General features: G+C 69.5%; 18 protein-coding genes. 9 read left to right on the forward strand and 9 right to left on the reverse strand.

From position 1 onward, the window contains the following. The 4 genes from lsrF to LAO51_07325 form a co-directional block, all read right to left on the reverse strand. A partial coding sequence (gene lsrF, locus LAO51_07310) for a 3-hydroxy-5-phosphonooxypentane-2,4-dione thiolase (GenBank protein ID MBZ5638551.1) occupies positions 1–775 on the reverse strand: 775 nt, incomplete at its 3' end. A 1-nt stretch (position 776) separates the two neighbouring features. Continuing rightward, positions 777–1,343 (reverse strand): DUF421 domain-containing protein, encoded by a 567-nt coding sequence (locus tag LAO51_07315; protein ID MBZ5638552.1) that lies wholly within the window; start codon positions 1,341–1,343, stop codon positions 777–779. Positions 1,344–1,652: 309 nt separating this feature from the next. After that, positions 1,653–4,607, reverse strand: a complete 2,955-nt coding sequence (locus LAO51_07320) for a hypothetical protein (protein ID MBZ5638553.1) — start codon at positions 4,605–4,607, stop codon at positions 1,653–1,655. A gap of 31 nt (positions 4,608–4,638) precedes the next feature. Further along, complete coding sequence (locus tag LAO51_07325; GenBank protein ID MBZ5638554.1) at positions 4,639–5,763, reverse strand: N(4)-(beta-N-acetylglucosaminyl)-L-asparaginase; 1,125 nt, start codon at positions 5,761–5,763, stop codon at positions 4,639–4,641. A 154-nt stretch (positions 5,764–5,917) separates the two neighbouring features. Here LAO51_07325 and LAO51_07330 point away from each other — a divergent pair, with 154 nt between their 5' ends. The 5 genes from LAO51_07330 (at position 5,918) to LAO51_07350 (ending at position 13,040) form a co-directional block, all read left to right on the forward strand. Continuing rightward, the gene (locus LAO51_07330) at positions 5,918–6,229 is read left to right on the forward strand and encodes a hypothetical protein (protein ID MBZ5638555.1); all 312 of its coding nucleotides are present in this window, start codon (positions 5,918–5,920) and stop codon (positions 6,227–6,229) included. A gap of 87 nt (positions 6,230–6,316) precedes the next feature. Next, entirely contained in the window at positions 6,317–8,224 is a 1,908-nt protein-coding gene (locus LAO51_07335; protein ID MBZ5638556.1) for a lipase maturation factor family protein, read from the forward strand. A 156-nt stretch (positions 8,225–8,380) separates the two neighbouring features. After that, complete coding sequence (locus LAO51_07340) at positions 8,381–9,619, forward strand: YaiO family outer membrane beta-barrel protein (protein MBZ5638557.1); 1,239 nt, start codon at positions 8,381–8,383, stop codon at positions 9,617–9,619. Between the two features lie 5 nt (positions 9,620–9,624). Next, positions 9,625–10,509 (forward strand): tetratricopeptide repeat protein, encoded by an 885-nt coding sequence (locus tag LAO51_07345; protein MBZ5638558.1) that lies wholly within the window; start codon positions 9,625–9,627, stop codon positions 10,507–10,509. Beyond that, positions 10,506–13,040, forward strand: coding sequence for a sulfatase-like hydrolase/transferase (locus LAO51_07350; GenBank protein ID MBZ5638559.1), 2,535 nt, complete (start codon positions 10,506–10,508; stop codon positions 13,038–13,040). The genes LAO51_07345 and LAO51_07350 overlap by 4 nt, the downstream gene beginning before the upstream one ends. Positions 13,041–13,074: 34 nt before the next feature. Here LAO51_07350 and LAO51_07355 read toward each other — a convergent pair whose 3' ends face one another. Genes LAO51_07355 through LAO51_07365 form a run of 3 tightly spaced genes read right to left on the reverse strand, consistent with a single transcriptional unit; the run spans position 13,075 to position 16,165 of the window. Beyond that, positions 13,075–14,523, reverse strand: a complete 1,449-nt coding sequence (locus tag LAO51_07355) for a glycosyltransferase (GenBank protein MBZ5638560.1) — start codon at positions 14,521–14,523, stop codon at positions 13,075–13,077. A gap of 5 nt (positions 14,524–14,528) precedes the next feature. Beyond that, positions 14,529–15,767 carry a HEAT repeat domain-containing protein gene (locus LAO51_07360; GenBank protein ID MBZ5638561.1) on the reverse strand — a complete coding sequence of 413 codons (1,239 nt, stop codon included), beginning with the start codon at positions 15,765–15,767 and terminating at the stop codon, positions 14,529–14,531. Next, a complete protein-coding gene (locus LAO51_07365) occupies positions 15,767–16,165 on the reverse strand; it encodes a response regulator (protein ID MBZ5638562.1) in 399 nt (132 codons plus the stop codon). The genes LAO51_07360 and LAO51_07365 overlap by 1 nt, the downstream gene beginning before the upstream one ends. Before the next feature lie 228 nt (positions 16,166–16,393). Here LAO51_07365 and dprA point away from each other — a divergent pair, with 228 nt between their 5' ends. The 4 genes from dprA to LAO51_07385 all read left to right on the forward strand — a co-directional run bounded on the left by dprA (position 16,394) and on the right by LAO51_07385 (position 23,511). Continuing rightward, positions 16,394–17,533, forward strand: a complete 1,140-nt coding sequence (dprA, locus tag LAO51_07370) for a DNA-processing protein DprA (protein MBZ5638563.1) — start codon at positions 16,394–16,396, stop codon at positions 17,531–17,533. Positions 17,534–17,536: 3 nt separating this feature from the next. Continuing rightward, the gene (gene topA / locus LAO51_07375; protein MBZ5638564.1) at positions 17,537–20,095 is read left to right on the forward strand and encodes a type I DNA topoisomerase; all 2,559 of its coding nucleotides are present in this window, start codon (positions 17,537–17,539) and stop codon (positions 20,093–20,095) included. Between the two features lie 126 nt (positions 20,096–20,221). Then, the gene (locus tag LAO51_07380; GenBank protein MBZ5638565.1) at positions 20,222–21,853 is read left to right on the forward strand and encodes a glycosyltransferase family 39 protein; all 1,632 of its coding nucleotides are present in this window, start codon (positions 20,222–20,224) and stop codon (positions 21,851–21,853) included. Further along, on the forward strand, positions 21,850–23,511 hold the full coding sequence (locus LAO51_07385) for a ChbG/HpnK family deacetylase (protein MBZ5638566.1): 1,662 nt from the start codon (positions 21,850–21,852) through the stop codon (positions 23,509–23,511). The genes LAO51_07380 and LAO51_07385 overlap by 4 nt, the downstream gene beginning before the upstream one ends. A 337-nt stretch (positions 23,512–23,848) precedes the next feature. On the opposite strand, the gene LAO51_07390 is transcribed toward LAO51_07385, so the two are convergent. Both LAO51_07390 and LAO51_07395 read right to left on the reverse strand, forming a co-directional pair. Further along, a complete protein-coding gene (locus LAO51_07390) occupies positions 23,849–24,751 on the reverse strand; it encodes a hypothetical protein (protein MBZ5638567.1) in 903 nt (300 codons plus the stop codon). 151 nt (positions 24,752–24,902) lie between these two features. Next, positions 24,903–25,748, reverse strand: a complete 846-nt coding sequence (locus LAO51_07395; GenBank protein ID MBZ5638568.1) for a type II secretion system protein GspG — start codon at positions 25,746–25,748, stop codon at positions 24,903–24,905. Positions 25,749–25,775: the final 27 nt, after the last annotated feature.

A 25,775-nucleotide genomic window follows, 5' to 3' on the forward strand; every position in this document is an offset into this window, starting at 1 on the left:
AGTCCTTTGTTTTGGCCAAGGGCAGGGGCCGGGAGCGATTTAGCGTGATAAGACTGCACCTGCCTTTTGTGATCCTTTTGGGCTGCCTGGCCCTGCAGCCCCGCGCGCCGTCGCGCACCGCCTTCCACGCCAGCTCGATCGCGTCGCGCTCGGGGAGCTTCTTCCCGCCGGCGATCACCACCGGGACGGGCGTGCTCCGCACCAGCTCCGCGAACCCCTCGCAGTGGTAGGTCTTGACCATGTGCGCGCCCAGCTCCGCCGCGATCCGGCAGGCGAGGCCGAGGTACCTCGCGTCGCGCACCATGTCCTTGCCCACTGCGGTCACCGCGAGCACCGGGATGCCGTACTTTTCCCCGGCGTCCACCGCTTTGGAGAGATTCAGGAGCGTCTCGCGCTCCCCCTCCGTTCCGACGAAGATCGACATCGTGATCGCGGCGACGTTGAGGCGAATCGCGTCCTCGAACGCGACCGTCAGCCCCTCCTGGGACAGCTCGCGCAGGATGCTCGTGCCCCCCGAGATCCGAAGCACGATCGGGACGTCCGACTGCGGCGGCACGCACCCGCGCAGCACGCCGCGGGTCAGCATGAGCGAGTCGGCGTACGGGAGGAGCGGGACGATGGTCTTCCCGGGCTCCTCGAGGCCGCCGGTCGGCCCGAGGAAGTAGCCGTGGTCCACCGCGAGCATCACGGTGCGGCCGGTGTCGGGCTTCAGGATGCGGGCCATCCGGTTGGCGAGTCCCCAGTCCATGGCGTGTTCTCCTGGAAGGCGGCTCATTCTAGCGCAGTGCGGCGCGCAGCCCCTGGATCTCCCGCTGCAGGTCGTCGAGGCGCGCCACGACCTCCCGGTGGCGCGACTCCTCGGGCTCCGGCTTCTTCGCGACGAAGGTCAGCCCGCCGCCGGGCTCGAGCACGGCGCGCTCCACCTCGTCGAGCGAACCGAACCCCTGCTTGTGCGCGGCCTCCTCCAGCTCGGCGCGCGTGATCACTTCCTTCTCGCACCGGTCTTCAAGAAGCCGTCCTTCTTCGAGCAGGACGGTCTCCTCCCCCTCGACCAGGCGCTCCAGCCGCTCGTGCTTGAACAGGAACCGCACCACGAACCAGTTCAACAGGAGCAGCGTCGCCGCTCCCACGAGGCCGCCGGTGACCGAGTTGTCGTTCCCGATGATCGAGTTCTGCACCGTGTTGGACAGGAGGAGCAGGACCACGAGGTCGAACGGGTTGAGCTGCGCCAGCTCCCGCTTCCCCGCGAGCCTGAGGCCCGCCACCAGGAAGAAGTAGACGACGATCGGCCGCGCGACCTTCTCGGCGAGCGGCAGCCCCATGACGAACATGTCCTTGAGCATCGTGCTGTCCATGGCTCACCCTCCCGGCGTCCCGCTCAAGCATCGCACGCTCCGGCCCTTCCACGAGCCGTTTCGTTCGCCGCCGGCCGCCGGAGTCCGGCGGCGGTCCGCAGGCGAGACCGGCCGGAGGCGTGGGGCCCCACACGGCCGGCCGCGCGCCGAGCGCGCAGGGGATAGGGCCCCCGAGCGCTTGCGAGGCGCGCGGGCGGCCGATGTGGGTCGCGCCGAGGCCGGCCGCCGAGGAACCGTCGCCGGACTCTGGCGCCGGCGTGAGCCAGCCGCCGGACTCCCGAGCCGCGCTTGTGATCCCTACCAGGGGCTGGACCAGCGGGTGCCGAGGCCCGGCCCGTACAGGATCGCGTTGAGCAGGAGGCGCCGCGTCCCGAGCATCCAGCTGCGGTAGTCCGGGTCGTCGAGGAACAGGATCACCTGTCCGCGTCCGACCCCCTCGCGGGTGGCGTAGGCGGTCTTGGCGAGGCGCCCGGCGGCCTCGGGCCAGAGCAGTCCGCCGAGGTGAAGCCGGTCAATCGACGAGAATCGCGCGGCGACCTGCACCGGGGGCTCGGCCACCAGCGCGTCGCGCGACTCGAGGAGCACCGCGAGGTCGTCGCGCCCGACGCCCCAGTCCAGCCAGACCTCGGGGTCGAGGTCCACCCTGAGGAGCGCGCCGTGAGGCATGAACCGGCGCAGGCGCTCGTCGGCGCGCTCGAGATCGGCCGCCTCCGGCCGCTCCTTCCCCGGCGGCAGGATCGGCTTGAGCCAGGCGGCGAGGTCGCGCGGCTTCTCGCCGGCCGGCGTTCCTTGCGGGAACCCTTCCGCGAACGGCTTCGCCCCCGGGCCGAGCAGCGGGGCCACGTCGTAGGGCGAGGAGGGGATGGGGAGCTTCGGCGCGGCCTCGATCTTCGCCGCGGCGTCCTTCCCGGACTCCTTCGCCGTTTCCGTGGGGCCGGCGCGCTCGCCCGAGGCCTTGAAGAACCCGGCGGCCTCGACCGTCTCCGCGGACGGCCCGAGCACCACCGGCGGGAACCGATCGAGGGCCTCCCGCCGCGGTCTCGCCTGGGTGAGGCCCGTCTCCTTGTCCGCGAGGAAATCGGCGCCGCCGCCGATCCCGATCGCGGTCCCTCCCGCTTCGATCCAGCGTTTCAGACGCTCGATCCCGTCCTTGCCGACCCGCTCGCGGTACCCCCCTTCGCGCCAGCCCGCAGGGGGGAACACGAGGACGTTGAACCGGGCGAGGTCCACCTGGCCGAACCGGGAGAGGTCGAGACCCGTGAACCGGAGCGGAACCTCCACGTCGAGCAGCCGCCAGAGACTCCCGTACGAGCCGGACGACACGCCGTTTCCGGTCCAGATCCCTGCCCGCGGCGGAATCAGCGGTTGGAAGTAGTTCCCTCCCAGGTCGGGGCCTTCCTCGGATTTCGCGGACGCGGCCGCTCGGACCGCGATCCGCCACCGGGAAGCCACCTGCTCCAGCGTCGCCGCGAGGTCGGCGGGGTTCCCCTCCCGCTTGATCAGCACCGTGCCGCGGTCGTACGCCGCGCCGCCGGCGCGGAACGGCTTTTCCGCGATCCTGGCCGCGATGCCGCGCTCGAGGAGGTCGGCGAGCGCGGCCACCGAGCGGTCGGAGGTACCCTCGAACAGGTATCCGAACGCCGGCTCGGTCCTGGCCACCGATCCCGAAGGCTCCTCGGCCTTCGCGTCCCTCCAGTCGCCCGAGGGCTTCGCGCCGGTCCAGTACGCGTCGATCCCGAAATCGAGCGGGAGCGACCACGCGGTGGTGTCGTAGAGGCGGGATCCCTTGCCCCGCTCCAGCCACTCGCGCTCCTCCTTGAAGAACCCGGCCTCCATCGGAACGTGCGGGTCGAGGAGCGCGCGGGCGAGCGGCTCGGCGGGCTGGTCGAGCGGCACCATCCACGTCCCCGCGGGGAGGTCCGCCGCGAGCGTCTTCCCCGTCCAGGCGTCGCGCAAACCCGAGGCCTTCACCGGCGATTCGGCCCGCAGCACCTCGATCCCCTGGTCGCGGAGGAGCGCCGCGAGACGATCCGCGCGATCGGGGTGCCGGCCGGGCGCGAGGATCCACGCCTTGAGCGGCCCCTCGGCCCCCTTCAGGATCGCCTCGCGCCGCGCGGCGAGGAACTGCGACAGCAGCTCCTGCCGGTGGGACGCGAGGGTCTCGAGGTTCGCGATCGAGCTCGTGAGCTGGTGGTCCACGGTCTCCGTATAGGTCCGGACCGTGCCGGAGCGCTGATGCACCAGCGTCCCCTCGACGCCGGACATCTCGTACAGGATGCCGACCGCGCCCAGATAGGACGCCCAGGAGGAGCCATAGCCCGGGAAGAACTCCTCGTTCCACTCGCCGGTGTAGTAGGCGTAGCCGCGCGCGTCGAGAGCGCGCGCCTGGTCCGCGGCGAAACGGTCGGCCCAGCCCGCGAGGTACGCGGGCTTGAGCGGGTTGAACGGCGCGCGGGCGGGGGCGAACAGGTACGTGTCGTCCGGTCCCATCTCGTGGCTGTCGACCATGAGCTGCGGATTCCAGGTCGCGATCGCCGCCGCCCGCCGGCTCTCGGGCTCCACCATCGAGATCCAGTCGCGGTTCAGGTCGTAGAGGTAGTGGTTGCCCCGCCCGTACGGCCAGACCGCCGCGTGGGAAAGGTCCTCGCTGTCGGGATTCGGTGCCGCGTGGGCGAAGGCGGCGGTCATGGACAGGAAGCGCGCGCGGCCGTCCGGGTTCTCACACGGGTCGATCAGGACCACGAGGTCGCGCCGGAGCGCCTTCGCCCGTTCGTCCTCGCCGGCCACGAGCCAGTACGCGAGGGCGACCGCGGCGTCCGCGCTGGACAGCTCGTCGCCGTGGATCGCGTACGCCATCCACGCCACCGCCTTGGCGGACCCTATCGCCGGCGCGTCGTCCTCGGGCCTCCTTCCCCTGGGGTCGGCGAGGCGCGCGTGCTCCGCGCGGAACGGGTCGAGCCGGGCGATCGTCGCCTCATCGCTCACCGCGAGGGCCAGGAGCGGCCTTCCCTCGCGGGAGCGCGCGTATTCCAGGACCTTCGCGCGGGGGGAAGCCGCCGCGAGCGCGGCGAAGTAGCCTGCGATCTCCTCGGGCCGCAGCGGGCGCGCTCCCGGCCGAACGCCGGTGGCGCGCTCGGGCGAGGGCACGCCCTCCGCGTACGTGGCCCAGGGAAGGAGCGAGGGCTCCGCGGCGGCGGCGGCGCCCGAGAGAACGCATCCCGCGAGCGCGATCAGGAGCTTCGAGCGCGACATTCCGAGCCTCCTTCTCCACGGAGGGTTCGGCCTACTCCGTGGGGCTCCCCGGGAACATGACCTCGAGCGCGACGTTCTTGGCCCCGTTTTCGTCGCACACCGCGTACTGCCCGGCGGTGCCCGCGTAGAAGGACGCTCCGGCGTACTGCCCCTTCGTGTCGAGGACGTAGAACTGGAGGTTGAAGCCAGGAAGCCCGCGCGGGTTCAGGAGGCGCTTCGCGACGGTCCCCGCCCGGACGCGCTTGAGCGCCTCGACCGCCGCGTCCTTCGGGTTCATCCCGCGACGCAGGCATTCCACGATGAAGAACGACGACAGGTGGTAGAGGTTGGCCTCGCCGCGGCCGGTGGAGCCGGCCGCTCCCACCTCGCCGTCCACGTAGAGGCCGGCGCCGAGGATCGGCGAGTCCCCGACGCGCCCGGGGATCTTCCACGCGAGACCGCTGGTCGTGGTGGCGCCCGCGATCTCCCCCTGGGACGACAGGGCGTCGCAGTTGATCGTTCCGTAGACGTGATCGGGGTCCACGAGCCCCTCGGCGACCATCTGCCGCCTCGCGCGATCCGCCGCGTCGGAGCGACGGTCGGGGTCGAGCCAGTGGTCGGGATCGATGCGCCGCTTCCACTCGAGCCAGAGGGCGCGCGACCTGTCGGTGTTCAGGTCGTCCTCGATCTTGAACCCCATCCTCCTGGCGAAGGCCTGCGCGTCCTTCCCGACCACGAGGTGGTGGTCGGTGTGCACCATCACAGCCTTCGCGACCAGGGACGGGGTCCGCACCCCCTCGAGCGCCGCGACCCCACCGGCCTGCCGCTTCGGCCCGTGCATGCACGACGCGTCCAGCTGGACGACGCCGTCGGCATTCGGGAGTCCCCCGTAGCCGACGGAGATGTCCTCCGGATCCAGCTCGACGAGGTTGACCCCCCCGAGCACCGCGTCGAGGACGTCCTCGCCGCGCACGAGCCTGGCGAACGCCTCCTCGACGCAGGTGCGCGGCCCGCCGTACTTGAACCGGTTCCCGTTGGCCGAAGCGATCACGATCGGCTTGGGGCCGCGCGGCGCGACGACCGCGGGTCCCTGTGCCAGGAGCGGCACCGCGGCGATCGCCGCTCCCGCGGCCGCTCCCGTCCTGACGAACTCCCTGCGGGTCAGCTTCGCGCTCATCGGCGGCTCCCTTTCGCAATGGCGGCAAGTCTCTTCCCCGCGGTGATCGGCGTCAAGGCGGCGGGATTTCGGGTGATTTGCGAGGTTCGGGAGGTGGTACTAGACTCCGGCGGCGGAGGGCTCCGACAGGAAATCCCCTCCAGGAGGCTTGACGATGAGAAGACTGGTGGCGTGCCTTGTGGTGGTAGCGATCGCCCTGGCGGTGCCGGCGTTGGCCGCCGAGAAGGGCATGAAGACCATGAACCACATGGCCAAGGGCGAGATCGTGAAGTGGGACGACGCCGCTAAGACGTTCGCGATCAAGGACGCAAAGGGAAAGGAAGAGAGCTTCGTCTGGTCCGACAAGACCAAGGTCGAGGGGACGCCGAAGGTCGGCGACCATGTCGTCGTCCACTTCACCCGGGCCGGGGAGCAGCGCGTGGCTGAGAGCATCGCCGTTCACATGGTGACGGCGAAGAAGAAGTAGTCCCGCTCTCCCACCGTCAGTCGAACCGAGGGGCGGCCGTGTGCCGCCCCTTTCCGTTTCAGGCACGCCTTCCTCCGGAGGGCCCTCATGGCGCAGGACGGTCCGACGCACGCGTTTCGCGTGGCGACACCTCCCGGATCGAAGCCGCTCCTCGTGTTCGACGGCGATTGCGGCTTCTGCCGCCGGTGGATCGGACGATGGCGCGGCGCGACGGGCGACCGGGTGGACTACGCCCCCTACCAGGAGGCCGCCTCCCGGTTTCCCGAGATCCCGAGGACGTCCTTCGAGCACGCGGTCCACCTCATCGACACCGACGGCGGCGTCACCTCGGGTGCCGAAGCCGTGTTCGGCGCGCTCGCCCGCGTGCCGGGACGCGGCGGGGCCCTCTGGGCGTACCGGCGCGTACCGGGGTTCCGCGGGGTCTCGGAGCGGCTGTATCGGGGGGTGGCGGCGCACCGTCCGCTGCTCTCGCGCCTCACGCTGCTGCTCGTCGGCTCGGGGCGGGAGCCCTCGCGCTACGCGATCTCCCGCGACCTGTTCCTCCGGCTCCTCGGCGTGTCGTACCTGTGCGCGTTCGTCTCCCTCGGCACCCAGATCCGCGGCCTCGTCGGCTCGGAGGGGATCCTGCCGGCCGCGCCGTTCCTCGACGCGGTGAGCCGCCACTACGGGGCGGAGCGGTTTTGGCTCCTGCCGACCTTCTGCTGGGTCGACGCGAGCGATGCGTTCCTGTGTTTCCTCTGCTGGGGAGGCGCGGCGGTCTCGGTCCTCGTGATCGCGGGGGTGCTGACCGCGCCGGCGCTGTTCCTCGCGTGGGCGGGCTACCTCTCGCTCGTGGTGGCCTGCCGGGTGTTCCTGAACTTCCAGTGGGACGCGCTGCTCCTCGAGGCCGGATTCCTGGCGATCTTCCTGGCGCCGTGGAGGTCCTGGCACCGGTTCCCGTGCCCCGATCCCCCTCCCCGCGTGCCGCTGGCGCTGCTCCGATGGCTGCTGTTCCGGCTCCTGTTCTCCTCGGGCGTCGTCAAGCTCTCGAGCGGGGATCCGACGTGGCGGAGCCTCGCGGCGCTCGACTACCACTACTGGACCCAGCCCCTTCCGACCTGGGTGGGCTGGTACGCCCACCTCCTGCCCGGGTGGTTCCAGCGCGCGTCCTGCGCGGCCATGTTCGCGATCGAGCTGGCGGTGCCGTTCCTGATCTTCGGGCGTCGGCGCCTGCGCATCGCGGCGTTCGGGTCCATCGTGGGACTGCAGGCGCTGATCGCGGTCACCGGGAACTATGCCTTCTTCAACCTGCTCACCGCCTCGCTCGCGCTCCTCCTGCTCGACGACGCGGCCTGGCCGTCGCTCCTCCGCGGGAGGCTCGAGCGCCTGCCGCGGGGCGGCCCGACCGCGCGTCGGTGGCGGCCGCTCGCGTGGGCGTCGGTGCTGCTCGCGATCGTCATCGTCCCCGCGAGCCTCGTCGAGATGTCCGGACGCTTTCGGATGAGTCTCCCGTGGACCGCGCCCATCCAGTCGCTCGACCGCGCGCTCGGGCCATTTCGCGTGGTCAACGCGTACGGTCTGTTCGCCGCGATGACCACGGAGCGGCCGGAGATCGTCGTGGAGGGGAGCAACGACGGGAGCACGTGGCTCCCGTACGCGTTCCGGTGGAAGCCGGGGGACCCCGCGCGTCCGCCGCGGTTCGTCGCGCCGCACCAGCCGAGGCTCGACTGGCAGATGTGGTTCGCGGCGCTGGGCGACTACCGCGCGAGCCCCTGGCTGCAGGGGCTCCTGGAGCGGCTGCTCGAGGGGTCTCCCGAGGTGCTCGACCTGCTCGCCGCGAACCCCTTCCCCGCGGCGCCGCCCCGCCAGGTGCGGGCGATCCTCTACGACTATCGTCCCGCCGACTGGGAGACCCACCGCCGGACCGGCGACTGGTGGATCCGCTCGGAGAGGGGGCTCTACTGCCCCGTGCGGGCCCGCCGGGACCCGGCTCGGGAACGCCAGGCCGGGTGGTGACCCACCCTGATCCCGCCGCGATCTCCGGACGGCCCGCCTCCCCCGCTTGACCGCCTGGCACGCGGAGCATTAGTTTTCTACCTTGGCGCGGTGCCGGAACGGACCCTCCGGCGCCTTGACCGGGGGAAATGGTCGGGCGGAGAGGATCGGTAGCCGATGAGCGTGTTCAAGCGGATCCTTGCGGGCGCGTGGCTCGCCGCGGCGCTCCTCGCGTCGGGGCGCCTCTCCGCGGCCACGGTGGCCGAGCAGGCCCGCGAGCTTGCGACCCACGGCCAGCGCGACGCGGCGATCCGATTGCTGCGCGACCAGCTGGCCCAGGCGCCGAACGATACCGACGCCCGGACGATGCTGGGGATCGTCCTCTCCTGGGAGGGCCGGTACGACGAGGCGAGGAAGGAGCTCGAGACCGTCCTCGACCAGAATCCCACGCACGCCGACGCCCTGCCGGCAGCCATCCGTGTGGAGATCTGGTCGGGCAACCCGTACCGGGCCGAGCGCCTGGCGCGGAGGGGTCTCGAGAAGAAGCCCGACGACCCCACCCTGCTGGTGTGCCGCGCCCGCGCGCTCGACGCCGTGGGGCGGCAGGAGGAAGCGGAAAGCGAGCTGCGGCGCGCGCTCGCCCTGGATCCGGGCAACGCGGAGGCAAGGGATCTCTCCGGGAGGATCCGTGAGGCTCTGGTCCGCTGGCAGGTCGGCCTCTACCACACCTACGATCACTTCACTCCGGACCTGGCGCCTTGGAACGAGAGCCAGCTCTACCTCAAGCGGCGGACCATCTACGGCCCCCTGATCGGCCGCTGGTCCCATGCGTGGCGGTTCGATTCACAGGACGACCAGATGGAGATCGAGGCCTATCCCTCGATCAGGAGCGGCACCTACGCTTGGCTCGACGCCGGCTACTCGCCGAGCGCGGACCTTTACCCGAGGTACCGGTTCGGCGGGGACATCTACCAGAGCCTGCCCGCGGGGCTGGAGGCCTCCCTGGGCTACCGGCGTCTCAACTTCACCAACACCAGCGCCAACATCTACGTGGGCTCCCTGGGGAAGTACTACGCCTCGTGGCTCGTCACCGGCCGCGTCTTCGTCACGCCGGGGGTCGCGGGAGCGTCGCGGTCGTATTCGCTGGGAGCGAGGAACTACTTCGGCAACGGACTCGGCTACTACGGCTTCCGCTTCGGCTGGGGTCGCTCTCCCGAGATCCGCAGCGCGGTCGAGCTCGAAACCCTCCGGTCGCGGACGATCGCGGGCGAGCTGATCCTGCCGCTTCCGCGGCGGTTCGAGTTCGACCTGCGGGCCGGCTGGAGCCACGAGGACCGGATCGACCTCAGCGTTCCTGACCACGTCAGCGGAGTCCGCCATCTCTCGATCGGCGCCGGTCTTTACTACTCCTTCTGACTCCCGTGCTCGACTCTCCCGCTTACAAGATCGTCTTAGCGTCGGCCGTCCTCGCCCTCTTCTACTGGAGCCTCTTCACGGGCACGGCCCCCGCCGCGGCGCCGGCCGCTCCGGCCACCGGTCTCGCCGCCGAGGCGACACGGAGCCTGGCGGAGTCGGCCAAGGTGCGGGTCCGGAACGGCGACTACGAGAAGGCGCTCGATCCCGCCCGGAAGCTCCACGAGGCCTACCCCGCCAACCACATCTACATCGACCAGCTCGCGACGGTGTACCACCACCTGGGACGCCCGAAGGAGGAAGCCGCCCTTTGGGAGGAGTACCTCGTGAAGGCGCCCGTCCCCGACGAGGCCTGCCCGGCGCTCGGCCTCGCGTACCGGGCGCAGGGCCTCGAGGAGAAGGCGCGCGACGCCTTGGCTCGCTGCCTCGACCTCGATCCGAGCAACCCGGATTCCATCCTCTACCTCGCGCTCTCCTACGAGCGATCGGGGCGCGGCGACAAGGCCCGTGAGCTTTACGAGCGGGGGCTCGCGCTCGCGCCGGGCTATTCGGACATGAGCCTGGGCCTGGCGCGCATCGACCTCAGGGCGGGTCGAGTCGACGCGGCGAAGGAAGCCGCGCTCCGAGTCCTGAAGCGGTCACCCGACAACGTCGATGCTCTGCTCGTCGCCGGGCTCGCCAGCCTCCGCGACGGTGCGACGGACGAAGCCCGCGTTCACCTCGAGCGCGGCGTCCGCCTGTCCCCGGAATACGCGGATCTGATCCTCGCGCTGGCGGAGACGTCCGTGCGGCAGGGGAGGGTGGAGGAAGCCCGCCGCGAGTACGCGCGGGTCCTTGAGCTGCAGCCGGGGAACGCCGAGGCGCGCGCGGAGCTCGCCGGGCGGCTGCCGTGAGCCGCGCCGCGCTCGTCTTGGCCCGCCTGGCGTTCGGGGCCTTCTGGCTGCTCACGGCCGCGTACTGCGTGATGGCTTACGTCCCGTTCACCTACGTGCAGGTGATCCAGTCCGACGTCGTGCCATCGCTCAACACGTTCGCGAGGCTCCACCCGTACCTGTTCTGGGCAGCCCTCGCGGCGGCGGGGCTCACGATGCGCGAAGACGTCCGACGGCCCGCGACCCGCGTCGCGGCGGTCGGATTCCTCGCCGCTTCGGCGATCGCCGGCGTGACGATCCTGTTCCACCCGCTCCTGGCCTCGCTGACGAACGACGCCTCGAGCCTCGGGTGGGCGTTCGTCGCGCTGGTTCCGCCGGTCTGGCTGGCCGCGCTCGACGTGCTGGGCCACGGGACGCGAATCGCCTGGGGGCGCGCGTCGGACGGCGAGGATCGGCGCCTGTTCCACGCCTCCTTGTGGTCCGGCCTCTTCCTCGCGTGCCTCTACGGAGCCATCTTCGAGCTCCGCTTCGGGGCGGACCCCGCGGCCATCGGGCTCAGCGCTCCGGAGTGCCGCGCAGCGCTTCTCCTGAGCCTCGCTTCCCACGTCATGCTGATGCTCGCGGCGTTCACCGCGCTGGTCCTAATGCGCTCGATCGCCGCCGTCTTCGCCTCCTCCGCGCTCGTAGAGCTGGCATTCTTCCTTCTCTTCGCGGTCCTCCTCCTGGCGTCCGTGCTGCGGAGCATCGTCCTCTCCGCGATCTCCCTGCGTGGGGTCTCCGCGACCGCGGTCGCGACCGCGGTGGCCGTCGCGACCGTCGCGGCCGAAGCCGGCGTCGCGTGCCGGATCTTCGCGGCGCGAGGGGGCGCCGCCGGGAGCGGACTCGAGGTGCTCGTCTCCGCCCTGGCGCCGCGGCGCGGGACTCCGCGATTCGCCTTCGGGCTCTGGGTCGCGGCCCTGGCCGTCGGCGGGTTCGCGCTCGCCGCCTCAACCGCCGCGATGGACTGGAACTACCTGCTGCAGAAGGTGGGCGCGCTGCTCGTCTGGTTGCTCGTCTTCGCAGCGTTCTACACGGTCGCGCCCGCGGCCCCGACGAGGCGGTGGGCGACCCTCGGCTTCCTGGCGGCCGCGGTGCTCTCGCTCGGCGCCTACAAGGGTCTCGAAGCCGGGCGCGGGCGGGTGGCGGCCTGGCTCGGCGGCGGCCCGGGCACGGACCTGTCCGCGTCCCTCGCTCGATACGCCGGCCACGACCCCTCGTTCAAGGTGGCGCACGACCTGCTGTCGCGGCCTCGGAGCGCGGCGCGGGACGACGCGGAATTCTACCGGTTCCTGCAGGCGCACACCAACATCCCGCGGAGCGTCCACATCGAGCCGAGGGACGTGAGCTTCGTTCCCTCCATCGTGCCGTCGCCTTCACCGAAGCCGGATATCTTCGTCTTCGTGATCGACTCGCTCCGGCGAGACTACCTGTCCGCCTACAACCCCGCCGTCGGGTTCACCCCCGCGATCGGGGAGTTCGCGCGGGAGAGCGTCGTCTTCACCAACGCGTTCACCCGGTACGGCGGCACGGGGCTCTCGGAGCCTTCGATCTGGGTCGGCGGAATGATCCCGCACCAGCAGTACGTGACTCCCTTCTATCCCATGAACGCGCTGGAGAAGCTGCTCGAAGCGGAGGGCTACCGCAGCTTCGTCGCGTTGGACACGGTCCTGAGGGCCGTGGTGAAGCCCTCCCGCGACATCGTCGAGCTCGACCGGGGGGTCCTGACCCATGCGCTGAGGCTCGGCCATTCCGTCGCGGACCTCGAGGCCCGTCTGCGCGGGGGAGAGGCCGGCGGACGGCCTGTCTTCGCGTACGCCCAGCCGCAGGACCTCCACGTTTCCACGATCGCGCGGGAGGGCCCGTCCGTGCCGCCGGGTGAGTCCTACCCCGGATTCCACGCGCCCTATGCCTGGCGGGTCCGGAGGGTCGACGCGGCGTTCGGGGGGTTCCTGCGGACGCTGCGCGACCTCGGCCTGTACGAGAACAGCATCATCGTCCTGACGTCCGATCACGGAGACTCGCTGGGCGAGGAGGGTCGGTGGGGGCATGCGTATACGATCTTCCCCGAGATCCTCCGGATCCCGCTGATCGTCCACCTGCCCACGGCGCTTCGCTCCGGGGTCGCCGTCGACCCCGGAGGCCTCTCCTTCCTGACCGACATCACCCCGAGCCTCTACGCGCTCCTCGGCCACCCTCCGCAGACCCGGAGCGGAATCCTCGGGCGATCGCTGTTCGCGTCGAGGCGCGAGGATCTGCCTTCGAAGGACCGGGCCCTCGGCAGCTTCTTGGTGGCGTCCAGCTACGGGCCCGTCTTCGGCGTTCTTCGCGCGAACGGCCGAAGCCTCTACATCGCCGATTCGGTGAACTACGCCGACGACCTCTTCGACCTCGCCACCTATCCCGGCGGGACGCCCCCCGCGCTCACGGACGCTGAGCGCGCCGAGTGCCGCGGCCTCATCCGCGACGCGGTCGATTCCATCGACGCGTTCTACGAGATTCCCCGAGCTCCGTAGCGCTTCCCGGTGACCCGAATCTCGTCGGGCGCCCTCATCTCGCCCGGCCAGGCTGCGGGGCCGCTTGCCGCGCCTGCCCGGACCTGAATCCCGCGCGGTCCATTCGGCCCCAGGCGCGGCGGCGCCGGACGACGTCCCAGAACGCCTTGACCTTGAACACCGCGTTCATCTGGCGGTACCCGAAGTTCTCGAGGATGCCGAACACCACCAGCTTCGTCAGGTCGAGCCAGCCCGGGTACCGTCGGAAGGAGATCTCCTCGAGCAGAATCGCCGCGATGGAGAGGAAGATCCCGTAGAGGACCGCGACGCCCAGGAACAGCAGGAAGAACTCCAGGTTGAGGATGCCGAGGAGGTACGAGAGCAGCACCGCGGCGTAGCCGAGGACCTCGACGAACGGCCCGAGCATCTCGAAGAGGAAGAAATACGGGAAGGCGAACAACCCGATGGCGCCGTAGCGCGGGTTGAACAGCATCCGCTTGTGCGTCCACAGGGTCCGGACGAGGCCGCGGTGCCAGCGGTTCCGTTGCCGGTTCAGGACCCGGATCCTCTCGGGGACCTCGGTCCAGCAGACCGGGTCCGGCACGAACACCACCCGGTATTTCCGCTTCTTGCGCCGCATGTGCTCGTGGAGGCGGACCACCAGCTCGAGGTCCTCGGTGTCGGTGTACCTGGAGTAGCCGCCGATCTCGACGACCTCGTCCTTCTTGTAGATACCGAAGGCTCCGGAGATGATCAGGAGCGAGCGCAGCACGCTCCACCCGACGCGGCCCGTGAGGAACGCCCGGAGGTACTCGACCACCTGGAAGATCGCGAGCGGCCGGTCCGGCAGCTCGATGCGGACCACGCGCCCGTCGCGGACCTCGCACCCGTTGACGATCCTGACGATCCCTCCGGCCGCCACGGTCTCGGCCGGGCGCTCCATGAACGGCTTCACCACCCGGAGCAGGGCGTTGTCCTCGATGATCGAGTCCGCGTCGATGGAGCAGAACAGCGGGAAGCGGGACAGGTTGATCCCCGCGTTCAGGGCGTCGGACTTCCCGCCCTTCTCCTTGTCCACGACGGTGAGGTTCGCGTGGGCGAGGGAGCCGAACACCCCGTGCACCGGCTCGGTGGGGATCGACCTGCGGTAGACCCGGTCCATCCGTCGCAGCTCGAACGCCTGCACGAGGCGCTTCAGGGTCTCGTCGGTGGACCCGTCGTTGATCACGACGATCTCGAACTCGCCGTAGTTGACCATCATCAGCGAGCGGACCGTCTCGACGATGGTCTTCTCCTCGTTGTGGGCCGCGACCAGGATCGAGATCGGCCAGGTCATCTCGGACTGCATGATCTGCCGGTAGTCCGAGAAGAACGTTCGGCGGACGAACCGCATGACCTCGGCGAGCGACAGCAAGAAGAGGCCGAGGTAGATGCTGTTCAGGATCAGGAAGTAGACGAGGACGAAGACGTTGAAGGCGACGACGCACCAGGTCAGCCAGCCCATCCAGCTCATCGCGCCCCCTCCGCCTGCGGCCCCGGCAGGCCGAGCATGCCGGCGAGCGCCTCCCGAACCCGGGCATCGGGGTGGGTCTCGAGCAGCTCGCGGAGGCGCCCCATCTGCCCGACGCGCACGAACCGCCGGATCAGCGACTCCGCCGCCTCCCGCTCCGGCCCGCCGGACTTCGCCAGGAGGTCGACCTGCCGGTCGAGGATCCCGGACTCTTCCAGCATCAGGACCGCCTGGTGGCGCGCATAGATGTCCCGGTCGTCGAGCATGCGGTCGAGGGCCTCGGTTCCCCTCGGGCCCATGAGGCGCAGCGCTTCGGCGGAGTTCGCTCGGACCCACCACTCCCGGTCCCGCATCGCGCCCGAGAGCGCGGGAATCGCGGGAAGGTGGCGGATCCTGCCGAGCGCCTTGGCAGCCATGGCCCTCACAGGCCATTCCGTGTCCGCGACGGCGTTCAGCAGAACGGGGCCGCAGTCCGGGTCCCCGATCGCGCCCAGGGCGTGGCAGGCTCGGGCACGCACGTCCCGCTCCTCGTCCTCGAGCCGCTGCCTGAGCCACGCGACCACGGAGAGGCTCCGGACCCGGCCGAGGATGTCCAGCGCCGCGAGTTTCGCATGCGTGTTCATTCCCTCGAACTCGCCCACGAGCTCGTCCACGACCTCCTGCTTCATGCCGGCGAGGATGTCGGCGATCCTGATCGTGGACCAGCGGTTCGGCTCGGACAGGGCGTGAATCAGCGGCGCGACGGCCGCCCGGCCGCCCACGAGCCCGAGCGCTTTCGCCGCGCGGATCCGGACCTCGGGCTCCGGGTCGGAGAGCGCCTTCACCAGACGATTCGTCGCGCGGGTCGCGCCTGCGATCCCAAGCCTCTCGGCGGAATCGGCGCGGCGCCACCAGCGCCGGCTTCCCAGCCCCGCGAGATAGCCATCCACGTAGCGCAGCTCGTCGATAGCCCGACCGAGCCGCTCGCGCTCGACTCCGCGCACGCGTTGGGCATGGTCCAGCAGGATCTCCTCGACCACGCGGCGGTCGCGGAAGCGGAGCTTGCCGCCGAGGGCCGGTAGCACCGACGGGCCCTCGCCGTGCGCGTACGCCAGGATGGCCGGCTCGAGAGCGCGCCGGCGGGCCCGCCGCCAGCGCTCGCGGGTCTCCCTCCATGCCTTATTCGCGACGATCGCGAACGTCAGGACGAGGAAGGTCCCTCCGATGATCAGGATCGAAGCGGTCAGCGCGCCGTACATCAGCCGCGCCCTCCTCCTCTGGCCAGTAGCTTGCGGACTCTCGTGAGGAGCTCCCGGGCGTTGAAGGGCTTCACCACGTAGTCGTCCGCGCCGGTCTCGAGGCCCCGGACGATGTCCTCCTCGCGGTCCTTCATGGAGACGATCACGATCGGCACGTCCGCGATCGCCTCGTGTTCCCGGATCGCCCGGACGACGTCGAATCCATCCCGGTAAGGCATCACGAGATCGCTCACGATCAGGTCCGGCCTGAGCCTCGTTGCGATCTCGAACGCATGCTCGCCATCAGCCGCCACCAGGACCTCGTACCCTTTCTCGGCGAGGAGCGTGGCCACGAACCGTGCCGCCACGGGGTCGTCGTCCGCGACCAGGATTCGCGGCCTGACCGCGCCGGCGTTCATGGGCCGACCGCGGAGTCCGGGCTCCACCGCCAGAAATCAGAGAACATGTTGACTATGCACACGCATACCCCAGACATATCTACATCGCCGATGCTTGACAACTTGAATATAGTTTCTGGGTACATTTGTGCAATCGCCGCCGTGAGATCCCCTGGTTGGAACTGCCCTGCTTGACCCCCGCCCCGCGGGTCACGATACTACACGTCGCCTCCTCGGAGAGCCGCGCTTATGGTCCCCGAGGATCTCGTCGCCTGGGTCGCCGTCAATCTCCTTCAACGATTAGGTCCCCTCCAGATCCGCCGAGCCCTCCGGGAGTTCGGCGGCCCGTCTGAGGTCGCATTCAAAGTACCTCCCGCTCACCTCGCGGGAGCGCTCGGGCTGCGCGACGGGAAGGCCGAGACGATCGCGTCGGGAAGGAAGGGGCTGAGAGGGCGCGCCGAGGCGGAAATCCGAGACGCCGAGCGGCTCGGGATCCGCCTCGTGACCCCGGTGGATCCAGGCTATCCCGCTGAGTTCGAGGCTCTTCCGGACGGCCCGGTCGTGCTCTACCTGAAGGGCGCCTTGACCGCCGGGGTGGTTCGAATCGCGGTCGTCGGTTCCCGCCGCGCGACCGCGTATGGGCGCAGGGTCGCGACGGGCCTCGCTTCGGGGTTGGGGCTGCAAGGTGTGGAAATCGTGTCCGGTGGCGCCAGGGGAATCGACACTTGCGCCCATCTAGGTGCTCTCGAGGCAGGCGCTAGGACGGTCGTGGTCATGGGATCCGGCTTTCGGCGGCTCTACCCGCCAGAGAACGTAGAGATGTTCGACAAGATCGCCGACAACGGCGCTATCATTTCCGAATTCCATCTGGATATGGAGCCCAAGGGCGAAAACTTCCCCAGAAGAAACCGGCTCATCGCCGGCCTCTCCGCCGCGGTCGTGGTCGTCGAAGCCGCCGAACGCTCGGGCTCGCTCAGCACCGCCGGACACGCGCTCGAGCAAGGCCGCGAGGTCATGGCGGTTCCGGGGCCGGTTTCCTCGGAGCTGTCGGCCGGGTGCCACCGGCTCATCCAACAGGGTGCAAAGCTCGTCCACTCGATCGGAGATGTCCTGGAAGAGCTGTCGCCTATGTACGCCGAGGCCCTCCGCGGGAGGGTCGCTGCCCCGTCGTGCGAGCCCGAACCCACCCCGGTGTCCCTCGACCCTGACGAAGCTGCGGTCTTGGCTCTCCTGGACGATCCGGAGCCGGTTCAATTGGATGCGCTGGCCGACAGGGCTCCCTTCGGAATCGCGCGGCTCCAGACCGCGCTCTTCGGCCTCGAGGTCCGGGGCGCGGTTGAACAATTGCCGGGGCGGTACTATCTTGCCCGCCCCCGGAGGCAGGGCTGAACCATGGGACGAGCGCTGGTCATCGTCGAGTCGCCCGCCAAGGCGAAGACGATCAACAAGTTCCTGGGTAAAGGATACGTCGTCAAGGCGTCCATGGGACACGTGCGCGACCTTCCGAAGCGGACCCTCGGGGTGGACGAGAAAGACTTTTCCCCGACCTACGCCGTTCTCCCAGAGAAGAAGAAGACCCTCGCCGAGCTCAAGAAAGCGGCGAAGACGGCGACCGCCGTCTACCTCGCCCCCGACCCCGACCGCGAGGGCGAAGCGATCTGTTGGCATCTCAAGGAAGAGCTGCGGCGAGAGACCGAGGCTCCATTCCATCGGGTCATGTTCAACGAGATCACCAAGCGGGCGGTCCTCGGCGCGTTCGACAGCCCCAGGGAGATCGACTCGAACAAGGTGGACGCCCAGCAGGCCCGCCGGATATTGGACCGGCTCGTCGGCTACAAGATCAGCCCCCTCCTCTGGGACAAGGTCCGGCGCGGCTTGAGCGCCGGCCGCGTCCAGAGCGTCGCGCTCCGGATCATCTGCGAGCGGGAGCGCGAGATCCGCGGGTTCGTCCCCCGGGAGTACTGGTCCGTCCTGGCCCAGCTCGAGGGCAGCGAGCCGCCTTTGTTCCAGGCCCGTCTCGTGGCCCGAAACGGCGAGAAGGTCGAGTTGGCCTCGAAGGACGACGTCACGGCGACCCTCGCCGCCCTCGGCTGGAGCTTCCGTGAGGCCGCTCCGCCGGAGGGAGCCGGCCCGGGCGTGGTCGTGCTGGAGGCGGTTCCGTCGAGCGGGCCGCCGGTCCCGTTCCGGGTCGCGCGGGTCCAGTCCCAGGAGAAGAGGAAGAACCCGCCGCCCCCCTTCATCACCTCGAAGCTCCAGCAGGATGCCGCCCGCCAGTTCGGCTTCCCGGTGGCGAAGACCATGCGGCTCGCGCAGGGTCTCTACGAGGGGCGCGAGATCGGCGACGCGGGGACCGTGGGCCTGATCACCTACATGAGGACCGACTCGACTCGCGTCTCCGAAGAGGCGATCGACGCGGTCCGCGGCTTCATCGCGTCGACGTACGGGCCGAACGCCCTGCCCGACCGTCCGCGCACGTACCGATCGGGCAAGCAGGCCCAAGAGGCGCACGAGGCGATCCGCCCGACCTCGCTCGAGCACACGCCGGACCGGGTGCAGGCGTCCCTGGGCCGGGACGAGCTGAAGCTCTACACGCTGATCTGGAACCGCTTCGTCGCCTCCCAGATGGAATCGGCGGTATTCGACACGACTCGAGCCGACATCGAGGCCGGTCCTTACACGTTTAGGGCGACCGGGTCCGTGCTGAAGTCGCCGGGCTGGCTCGCCGTCTATCACGAGGCGGCGGACGAGGACGTCGCGGGGAAGGAGCGGACCGACGAGGAAGCGGACGAGGAAGAGCGCCGCCTCCCGCCGCTCCGCGAGGGACAGCCGCTCGACCCGCGGTCTCTCCTTCCTCGCCAGCACTTCACCCAGCCGCCTCCACGGTTCACCGAGGCGACCCTGGTGCGGGAGCTGGAAGAGAACGGCATCGGACGTCCTTCGACCTACGCGAGCATCCTCTCGACCATCATGGACCGCGACTACGTCCTGAAGGAGCGAGGGCGGTTCAGCCCCACCGAGCTGGGGTTCCTGGTCAACGATCTCATCGTGGTCTCGTTCGGCGACATCGTGGACGTCGGCTACACCGCGCGAATGGAAGAAGAGCTGGACGAGATCGAGGAGGGCCGGCTCCGCTGGACCGACGCGCTCCGCGAGTTCAGCGAGAAATTCGAGCGGGACCTCGCCCGCGCCCGCGTCGAGATGCGCGACGTGAAACGGGAGGCGATCCCCACCGACGTGTCGTGCGACAAGTGCGGCAAGCCGATGGTGCTCAAGTGGGGGAGGTTCGGGCAGTTCCTGTCCTGCTCCGGCTACCCCGAATGCAAGAACACCCGCGAGGCCAACGGGACCAAGGCGGTCGGCGACGAGGACCGTGCGTCCCTCCCCGCGGCCGCGAAGGCCGCTCGCACCGCCGCGGCGCCCGAGCCTGTCGAGGCCGAGGCCGAGCCGTGCGAGAAGTGCGGCAGCCCGATGGTGCTGAAGCGCGGCAGGTTCGGACCTTTCCTGGCATGCTCGGCCTACCCGGAGTGCCGAAACACACGGCGGATCCGGGTGAATCACGAAGGAAAGGCCGAGGCGAAGCCGGACGTCCTCCTCGACGAGGCCTGCCCTCGCTGCGGCTCGAAGCTCGCCAAGAAGCAGGGTCGCTTCGGCGAGTTCGTCGCCTGCTCGAATTACCCGAAGTGCCGCTACATAAAGATGAAGGAGACCGGGGTCACCTGCCCCGAATGCGGCAAGGGCCACGTCGTCGAGCGACGGAGCAAGCGCGGCAAGGTGTTCTTCGGCTGCGACCGCTACCCGGACTGCGGGTTCGTGCTCTGGAACCGGCCTGTGGCAGGCGCCTGCCCGCAGTGCGGCCGGCCGTACCTCGTCGAGAAGGTGAGCAAGCGCGACGGCCGCCGCCTCGTCTGCGACGCCGAAGGGTGCGGGTACTCCGCTCCCGCCGAGGGCTGACCCGCCGGTCACGCAGCGCGCGGCTCTGGTAACATGGCCCCGTCCGCCGCGTCGCAATTCGCCCCCGAGGACCGGTTATTGCCCGTCGAAGCTCCGGATCGACGCGACCTTCGAGCCGAGGCGCCCGTGCGGCCCGGACTCGGCCTCCTCCTTCCCGGAACGATTGCCCTCGTCGGACTGGCCGTGCCGCTGTTCTTCTTCGGCCTGGGATCGGTGGGGCTCTTCGATCCGGACGAGCCGTACTACGCCGTCCCTGCCCAGGAGATGCTCCGGAGCGGGACGTGGGCCTTCACCGTGTTCCACGGCCAGCCCTGGTTCGACAAGCCGATCCTTTTCTACTGGATGATTCTCGCCGCGTACCATGCGATCGGAGTCTCCGAGACGGCCGCTCGGATCGGGTCGGCGCTAGCGGGGCTCTCGGGGGTTCTGACGGTGTTCTGGGTGGGACGGCGCGGGAGGCTCGGTGAGCGCGGAGCGCTCGTCGCCGCTCTCGCGCTCTCGGCCAATCTCGAGTACGCGCTCCTCGCCCGGGCGGCGATCACCGACATGACCCTGTCCCTCTTCGTCACCCTGGGCATGCTGGCGGTCGAGCGGTACCTGGCACGGGGACGTGCGCTCGCGATGGGGATGGCCGGGGCGGCCTTCGGCCTCGCGGCGCTGACCAAGGGGCCGGTCGGGTTCCTGCTTCCGGGAATCGCGGTCGCCCTCTACGCCGCGCTCGCCAGACGCTCCGACCTGTTCCGGCCGAGAGCGCTCCTCGCGGGAGCCGTGGGTGCAATCCTGACCGCCGTTCCATGGTACGGGTACATGCTCTCCGCCCACCGCGGCCTCCTGCTCGAGACGTTCATCGGAGAGGGGAACGTCGGGCGATTCGTGAGCCCGGAGCACCCGTCCTTCCCTCTGTATTACGCCGTCGTCCTGGCTGTCGGACTCCTGCCGTGGTCGGGGGCGCTGCCCGCCGCCCTGGCCGCGGCCGCGCGGCCTTCGACCTGGGGCGCGGAGCGCGGACCTGGACGGAACGCCGGCCCTCTGTTCCTGCTCTGCTGGTTCGGCGCCGTGGTCGCGATCTTCGAGGTGACCGCGAGCAAGTTGCCGACCTACGTGCTCCCGGCGTTCGCCCCCGCCGCGCTGCTGATCGGCGGCTACTGGGACCGCACGCTCCCGCTCGGCGCGGCCCGGGGACCCGCGAGGCACGCGCTCGTGTCCGCCGGGCTCGGCCTCGCCGTGGCGCTGTTCTCCGCCGCCGCCGTCGCGGTCACGCTCCGTGACCCGGACTGGGCGGACGCCAGGAAAGGCGCGATCGCGTTCGCCGCTGTGCTGGTCCTGGGTTCGGCCGGGGCGCTCCTGTCGGTGTTGCGCCGCTCCGCCGCGGCGCTCGCCGCGTCCCACGCGGCCTGCGCGGCGGTGGCGATGCTGATCGTGGTGATGCTGGCCCTCCCGCGGCTGGAGCGCACGCACTCGGCGCTCCCCATGGTCCGCGATCTCGAGCGGGCCGGCGTCGCGGCGGACGTCGCCGGGGTCGTCGTCGCGAAGGATTGGTACGGCTTCGATTTCTACCTCGAGCGGGCTTTGCCCCGGGTCCCGAGGAGCGATCTGGGCCGAAGCGTCGCGGCGCGGCCCGGCGGGATCTGGATCGTCCACAGCGATCAGCGCCGAACCATCCTTGCCGACCCGGCGTTCGTCGGCACGACGGTGCTGGCCGGGCCGGCCGTTTCCGCCGTTCGCCTGACACCGGCGGGCGTCGGGGGCGGCCGATGAGCCTGGACGGCGGGGCCTCGCCGGCGCGGACGTTGATCCTGCCGGTCTACAACGCGGAGAGGTTCCTCGAGGGAAGCCTGGGCCAGATCCATGCCTGGCTGAAGGCGCAGCCGGACCCGTGGGAACTCCTGATCGTCGACGACGCGTCGAACGACCGGACTCCGGCGCTCCTCGACGCCTTTCTTGAAGCCCACCGCGGGGAGCCGGTGGAGAGGATCCGCTTCGCGGGGAACCGGGGGAAGGGGTTCGCGATCCGGGTCGGCCTCCTGCGCGCCAGGGCCCCGCTGGCACTCTTCACCGACTGCGACCTCGCCTACCCGGTGGAGAACGCTTCGCGGATCGTGGCCGCTCTCGAGGCCGGCGCCGACGCCGCGATCGCCTGCCGCGTGCTGCCCGACAGCACTTACATGATGAGCCCGTCCTTCTTTCACTACCTCTACACCCGGCACGTGATGGGGCGCGCCTTCAATCTCCTCTGCCGCGTTCTGACGGTCCCGCGGATCCTGGACACGCAGGCGGGGCTCAAGGGGTTCAGGACGGAGGTGGTCCGGCCCGTTCTGGGTCTCCTGGAGATGGACGGGTTCTCCTTCGACGTGGAGCTGCTGCGCGCCCTCATCGACCGCGGCGCGCGCATCGTCGAGGTACCCGTCGCGTTCCGCTACGACAGCGAGCCCAGCACGGTCGCGTTCGTCGTGGACTCCTCCCGGATGTTCCGCGACCTGGTCCGCATCAGGGCGCAATCGATCGCGGGACGATATCGCCCCCCCCCGTCGAGGACCGCTCCCTCGCGGCTCGTGATCCACGCCGACGACTACGGCCTCGCGCCCGGGATCAACCGGGCGATCGAGGCGGGGCTGGCCTCGGGAGCCTGGACCAGCGCCTCCATCCTCCTCGGCACCCCGCACGGGCCGGAGGCGATCTCGTGGGCCGCGGCGCACCCGGAATTCGACTTCGGCGTCCACCTCAACGTGACCCGCGGGCGGCCGCTCCTCCCGGCCCGCGAGGTGCCGAGCCTCGTCGGCGCGTCGGGAGAGTTCCACACGGCCGAGAGCTTCCTCGCGCGGCTCTTCTCCCGCCGGATCTCCGTCGAGGAAATCGCGGCCGAGTGGCGGGCGCAGGTCGGCACGGTGAAAGGGGCGGGCGTCGCCGTCTCGCATCTCGACAGCCACCAGCACGTCCATCTCTTCCCCAGCCTCTTCTCTCGGGTGGCGGCGCCATTGGCCCGCTCCCTCGGCGTCACCTTGCGCGCGATGGACGGGCCGTATCGAGGCGGCGGGATGCACTCCGCCCTCAAGGGGGCGTTGCTCTCGCTTGCGAGCCGCATCGACGTCGCGCGATTCGGGCGCGGTCTAGCTCCGGCGCGCGGATTCGGCAACGCGCTCCTCAGGCGGCCGACCCTCGACGTCGTTCGCGCGGCGATCGAGAAGATGGAGCCGGGAAAGACCTACGAGATGGTCGTCCACCCCGGCGAGGTGGACGACGCGCTGCTGGCGACGGGCGACGACTACCACGACGGACGGAGCCTGGAGCGTGCGCTCCTCGAATCGGAGGAGCTGCGGGCCGCGCTCGAGATCGCGGGGGTCGAGATCGTGAGTTTCCGCCGGGGTGCGGCGGTAGCGGACCCTCGATCGGGAGCGGCTCGGGCTCGCTCTGGTTGAGCCACAGGGTTCCATACAGTTCGCAGTCAGGCACGAAAGGCGAAATCCGTTCGCAATCCTCCTCCCAAGTCCCCGGGCGCCGACGCTTTCGGCGGATCACGCCCGATGGGGCGGTCCTCCGCGCCAGTCGTGTCTTTGCAACTCTTAGCCGAAAGGATGTAGGGGCATCTCTTCATAAGGCGAGACTTACGGTGAATCGTTCGCGGAGGAGAATCCCTCCCCTTGGCAGTGAACAAGCTCGCCTTTGTAGATGGAAGGCGAACTCCGTTCGGGTTCTCGAAAGCGACACATAACGTTCCTAGTGATGCAGCGTGAAGAGCCGGGAAGGCCGGTTCGATCAGCGGCCGTCTCCGCCGAGCGGCGGGCGACTCCATCGAGCCGCTCGATCCTTCGTGGTGTCGCGTGGCGCGTTGAAGGGCGACGGTTTGATCGAGGGCGGCAGACACTGCCATGCCTGCGAGGCGCGTTGAATGACCGCGATCACATCGTCAGGAAGCAAGTTGAAGTAGTCGCCGCGCCGGAAAGACGTGTACCGCTCCGCAATCCCGTTTGCACGCTTCGCATCCGACTCGGCTTTGAGGTGGTCGCAAACGACATCGATATGCCCCCACTGAAGCAAGGCATCCGCTGCAGGTGCATAATTGGCGCCTACGTTCGATCCAAGAGCCTGGGCAACCGCATCGATCTCTCCGTTCTTGCTCAGCAAGGAGAATCGCAGCCGAGGCGTCGTGCTCGGTGCTATCCAATCAAGACAACTACGCACGAACTCGAAGTCTTCGGGTTTGCTGAAGCGTACAAGTTGGAATACGGCGCGGAAGGTGTCGTCTGCGGCGTGTGGCCGCTTCGCCAGTCGATGCCTCAGCACGCGCCGGACGGCATCGGATCGACGCGGCCAGATGCTGTCCGCCATGATCGCGACGTCGTGGGTGGACCATCGCGGCTCGGTGATCTTGCCGATCAAGTATTCTCGGCCCTTCGCGGGTTCAAGGAACACCAAGACCGGCGCGACATCGGTGCCAGTCTTCTGGAGAGGCATCACGGCCCAGCTGACCGCCGCCGCCTGTTGCGCGTACTCGGCCTCTAGGCCAGGGATGATTCGAGGACCGTTTTCGAAGAGCTGCCGCATGCAGCGGTAGTTGTGGTCCCGATCCGGCAGGAGCGCGGGAAACGACTGCTCCCAGATGCTGTCCAAGGGGCCGATTTGGTACAGGTACAGGCCGAACGTCACGACGTCGAACAACGAACCAGCACGCCAGTCGCACACAGGTGTTGGGTCCTGGTCCGATGCTCGGGACGACCGGCCGGCAGCCGCAGCGCCGAGCACTGCACAAAGCGTGGCAAGTGCGGACCAACAAGTTCTGCGCGTCATGGGCGGTCCGGACCACAACCCGTCACGGCTCGGTGCCTCTCGGCCAGTTCGCAAAGACGCCGCAGACCTGGACGACGTCACCGCCTTCATCAATCGTGACTTCTCCGCCGAAGGCCTGGAGGTTGCACGGAAGGTCGGTGTAGTACGCCACTTCCGGCACGCCGTTTTCGCCGAAGCTCGCGAGGACGAACGTCCCCGCGTGGCTCGCGTACACGAGCGGGCGCCCCCAGCCGTCATTCAATGGAAGGTCCTGGATGTAGGTCGGTGCCAGCTCGGCGGCGAGCTCCGACACCGGTCTGAACTCCGCCGCGCTACCAGGGTAACGATTGTTGTCGATGGCGAAGGAGGCCGACGCGATGAAGATTGCGTTGATCGCGTTGATCGTTTCGAATTCTCGACTTCGGGAACCGAACGGACGCCTGACGAAGCGTGCATCGATGAGGACGAGATCGTTTCGAGGGTCGGGTGCGTCGACGACGGGCTGAAAGCGAGCGGCATACAGATTCTGGTCGTCGTAATTCTGGTCAGCGCTGCCGTCCGCACCGTAGCTGATCAACTGGTGCGTTCCCCGCACCGCCCGATACCATAGAGGATGGCCCCATCCATCGCGGGCTAGCTTCGCGGCCTGGATACCCGGCTGGGGGCCGAGTGCGTCCTGAACCCGATGGAACCTACTATCGGCGAGCGGAAAGACACCCTCCCGTCGCTGCTGATCGACCAGAAGGGTGCTGACGATCCTCATCGTCCCCATGGTCTGTGCCACAGGATCGACAGTAATCGAAGAGACGGGCGCCGGCGCGCCACTCGATGAATACGCTGTCGACGTGACCAGGATGACTAGAGCAGCCCCGGCGCCTCGCATCGTCATGTCCGTTCACCCTCCGAGAGGATCTCA

This window comes from Terriglobia bacterium, assembly GCA_020073205.1.
In the GTDB taxonomy this organism is placed as follows: domain Bacteria; phylum Acidobacteriota; class Polarisedimenticolia; order Polarisedimenticolales; family JAIQFR01; genus JAIQFR01.

Excerpts from the sequence above, each read along its gene's own strand:
- LAO51_07355 (MBZ5638560.1), bottom strand. The coding sequence starts at position 14,523 with ATGGGCTGGCTGACCTGGTGCGTCGTCGCCTTCAACGTCTTCGTCCTC.
- LAO51_07330 (MBZ5638555.1), top strand. The coding sequence starts at position 5,918 with ATGAGAAGACTGGTGGCGTGCCTTGTGGTGGTAGCGATCGCCCTGGCG.
- LAO51_07320 (MBZ5638553.1), bottom strand. The coding sequence starts at position 4,607 with ATGTCGCGCTCGAAGCTCCTGATCGCGCTCGCGGGATGCGTTCTCTCG.
- LAO51_07395 (MBZ5638568.1), bottom strand. The coding sequence starts at position 25,748 with ATGACGATGCGAGGCGCCGGGGCTGCTCTAGTCATCCTGGTCACGTCG.
- LAO51_07365 (MBZ5638562.1), bottom strand. The coding sequence starts at position 16,165 with ATGAACGCCGGCGCGGTCAGGCCGCGAATCCTGGTCGCGGACGACGAC.
- LAO51_07360 (MBZ5638561.1), bottom strand. The coding sequence starts at position 15,767 with ATGTACGGCGCGCTGACCGCTTCGATCCTGATCATCGGAGGGACCTTC.
- LAO51_07335 (MBZ5638556.1), top strand. The coding sequence starts at position 6,317 with ATGGCGCAGGACGGTCCGACGCACGCGTTTCGCGTGGCGACACCTCCC.
- LAO51_07385 (MBZ5638566.1), top strand. The coding sequence starts at position 21,850 with ATGAGCCTGGACGGCGGGGCCTCGCCGGCGCGGACGTTGATCCTGCCG.
- dprA (MBZ5638563.1), top strand. The coding sequence starts at position 16,394 with ATGGTCCCCGAGGATCTCGTCGCCTGGGTCGCCGTCAATCTCCTTCAA.
- LAO51_07325 (MBZ5638554.1), bottom strand. The coding sequence starts at position 5,763 with ATGAGCGCGAAGCTGACCCGCAGGGAGTTCGTCAGGACGGGAGCGGCC.
- topA (MBZ5638564.1), top strand. The coding sequence starts at position 17,537 with ATGGGACGAGCGCTGGTCATCGTCGAGTCGCCCGCCAAGGCGAAGACG.
- LAO51_07340 (MBZ5638557.1), top strand. The coding sequence starts at position 8,381 with ATGAGCGTGTTCAAGCGGATCCTTGCGGGCGCGTGGCTCGCCGCGGCG.
- LAO51_07315 (MBZ5638552.1), bottom strand. The coding sequence starts at position 1,343 with ATGCTCAAGGACATGTTCGTCATGGGGCTGCCGCTCGCCGAGAAGGTC.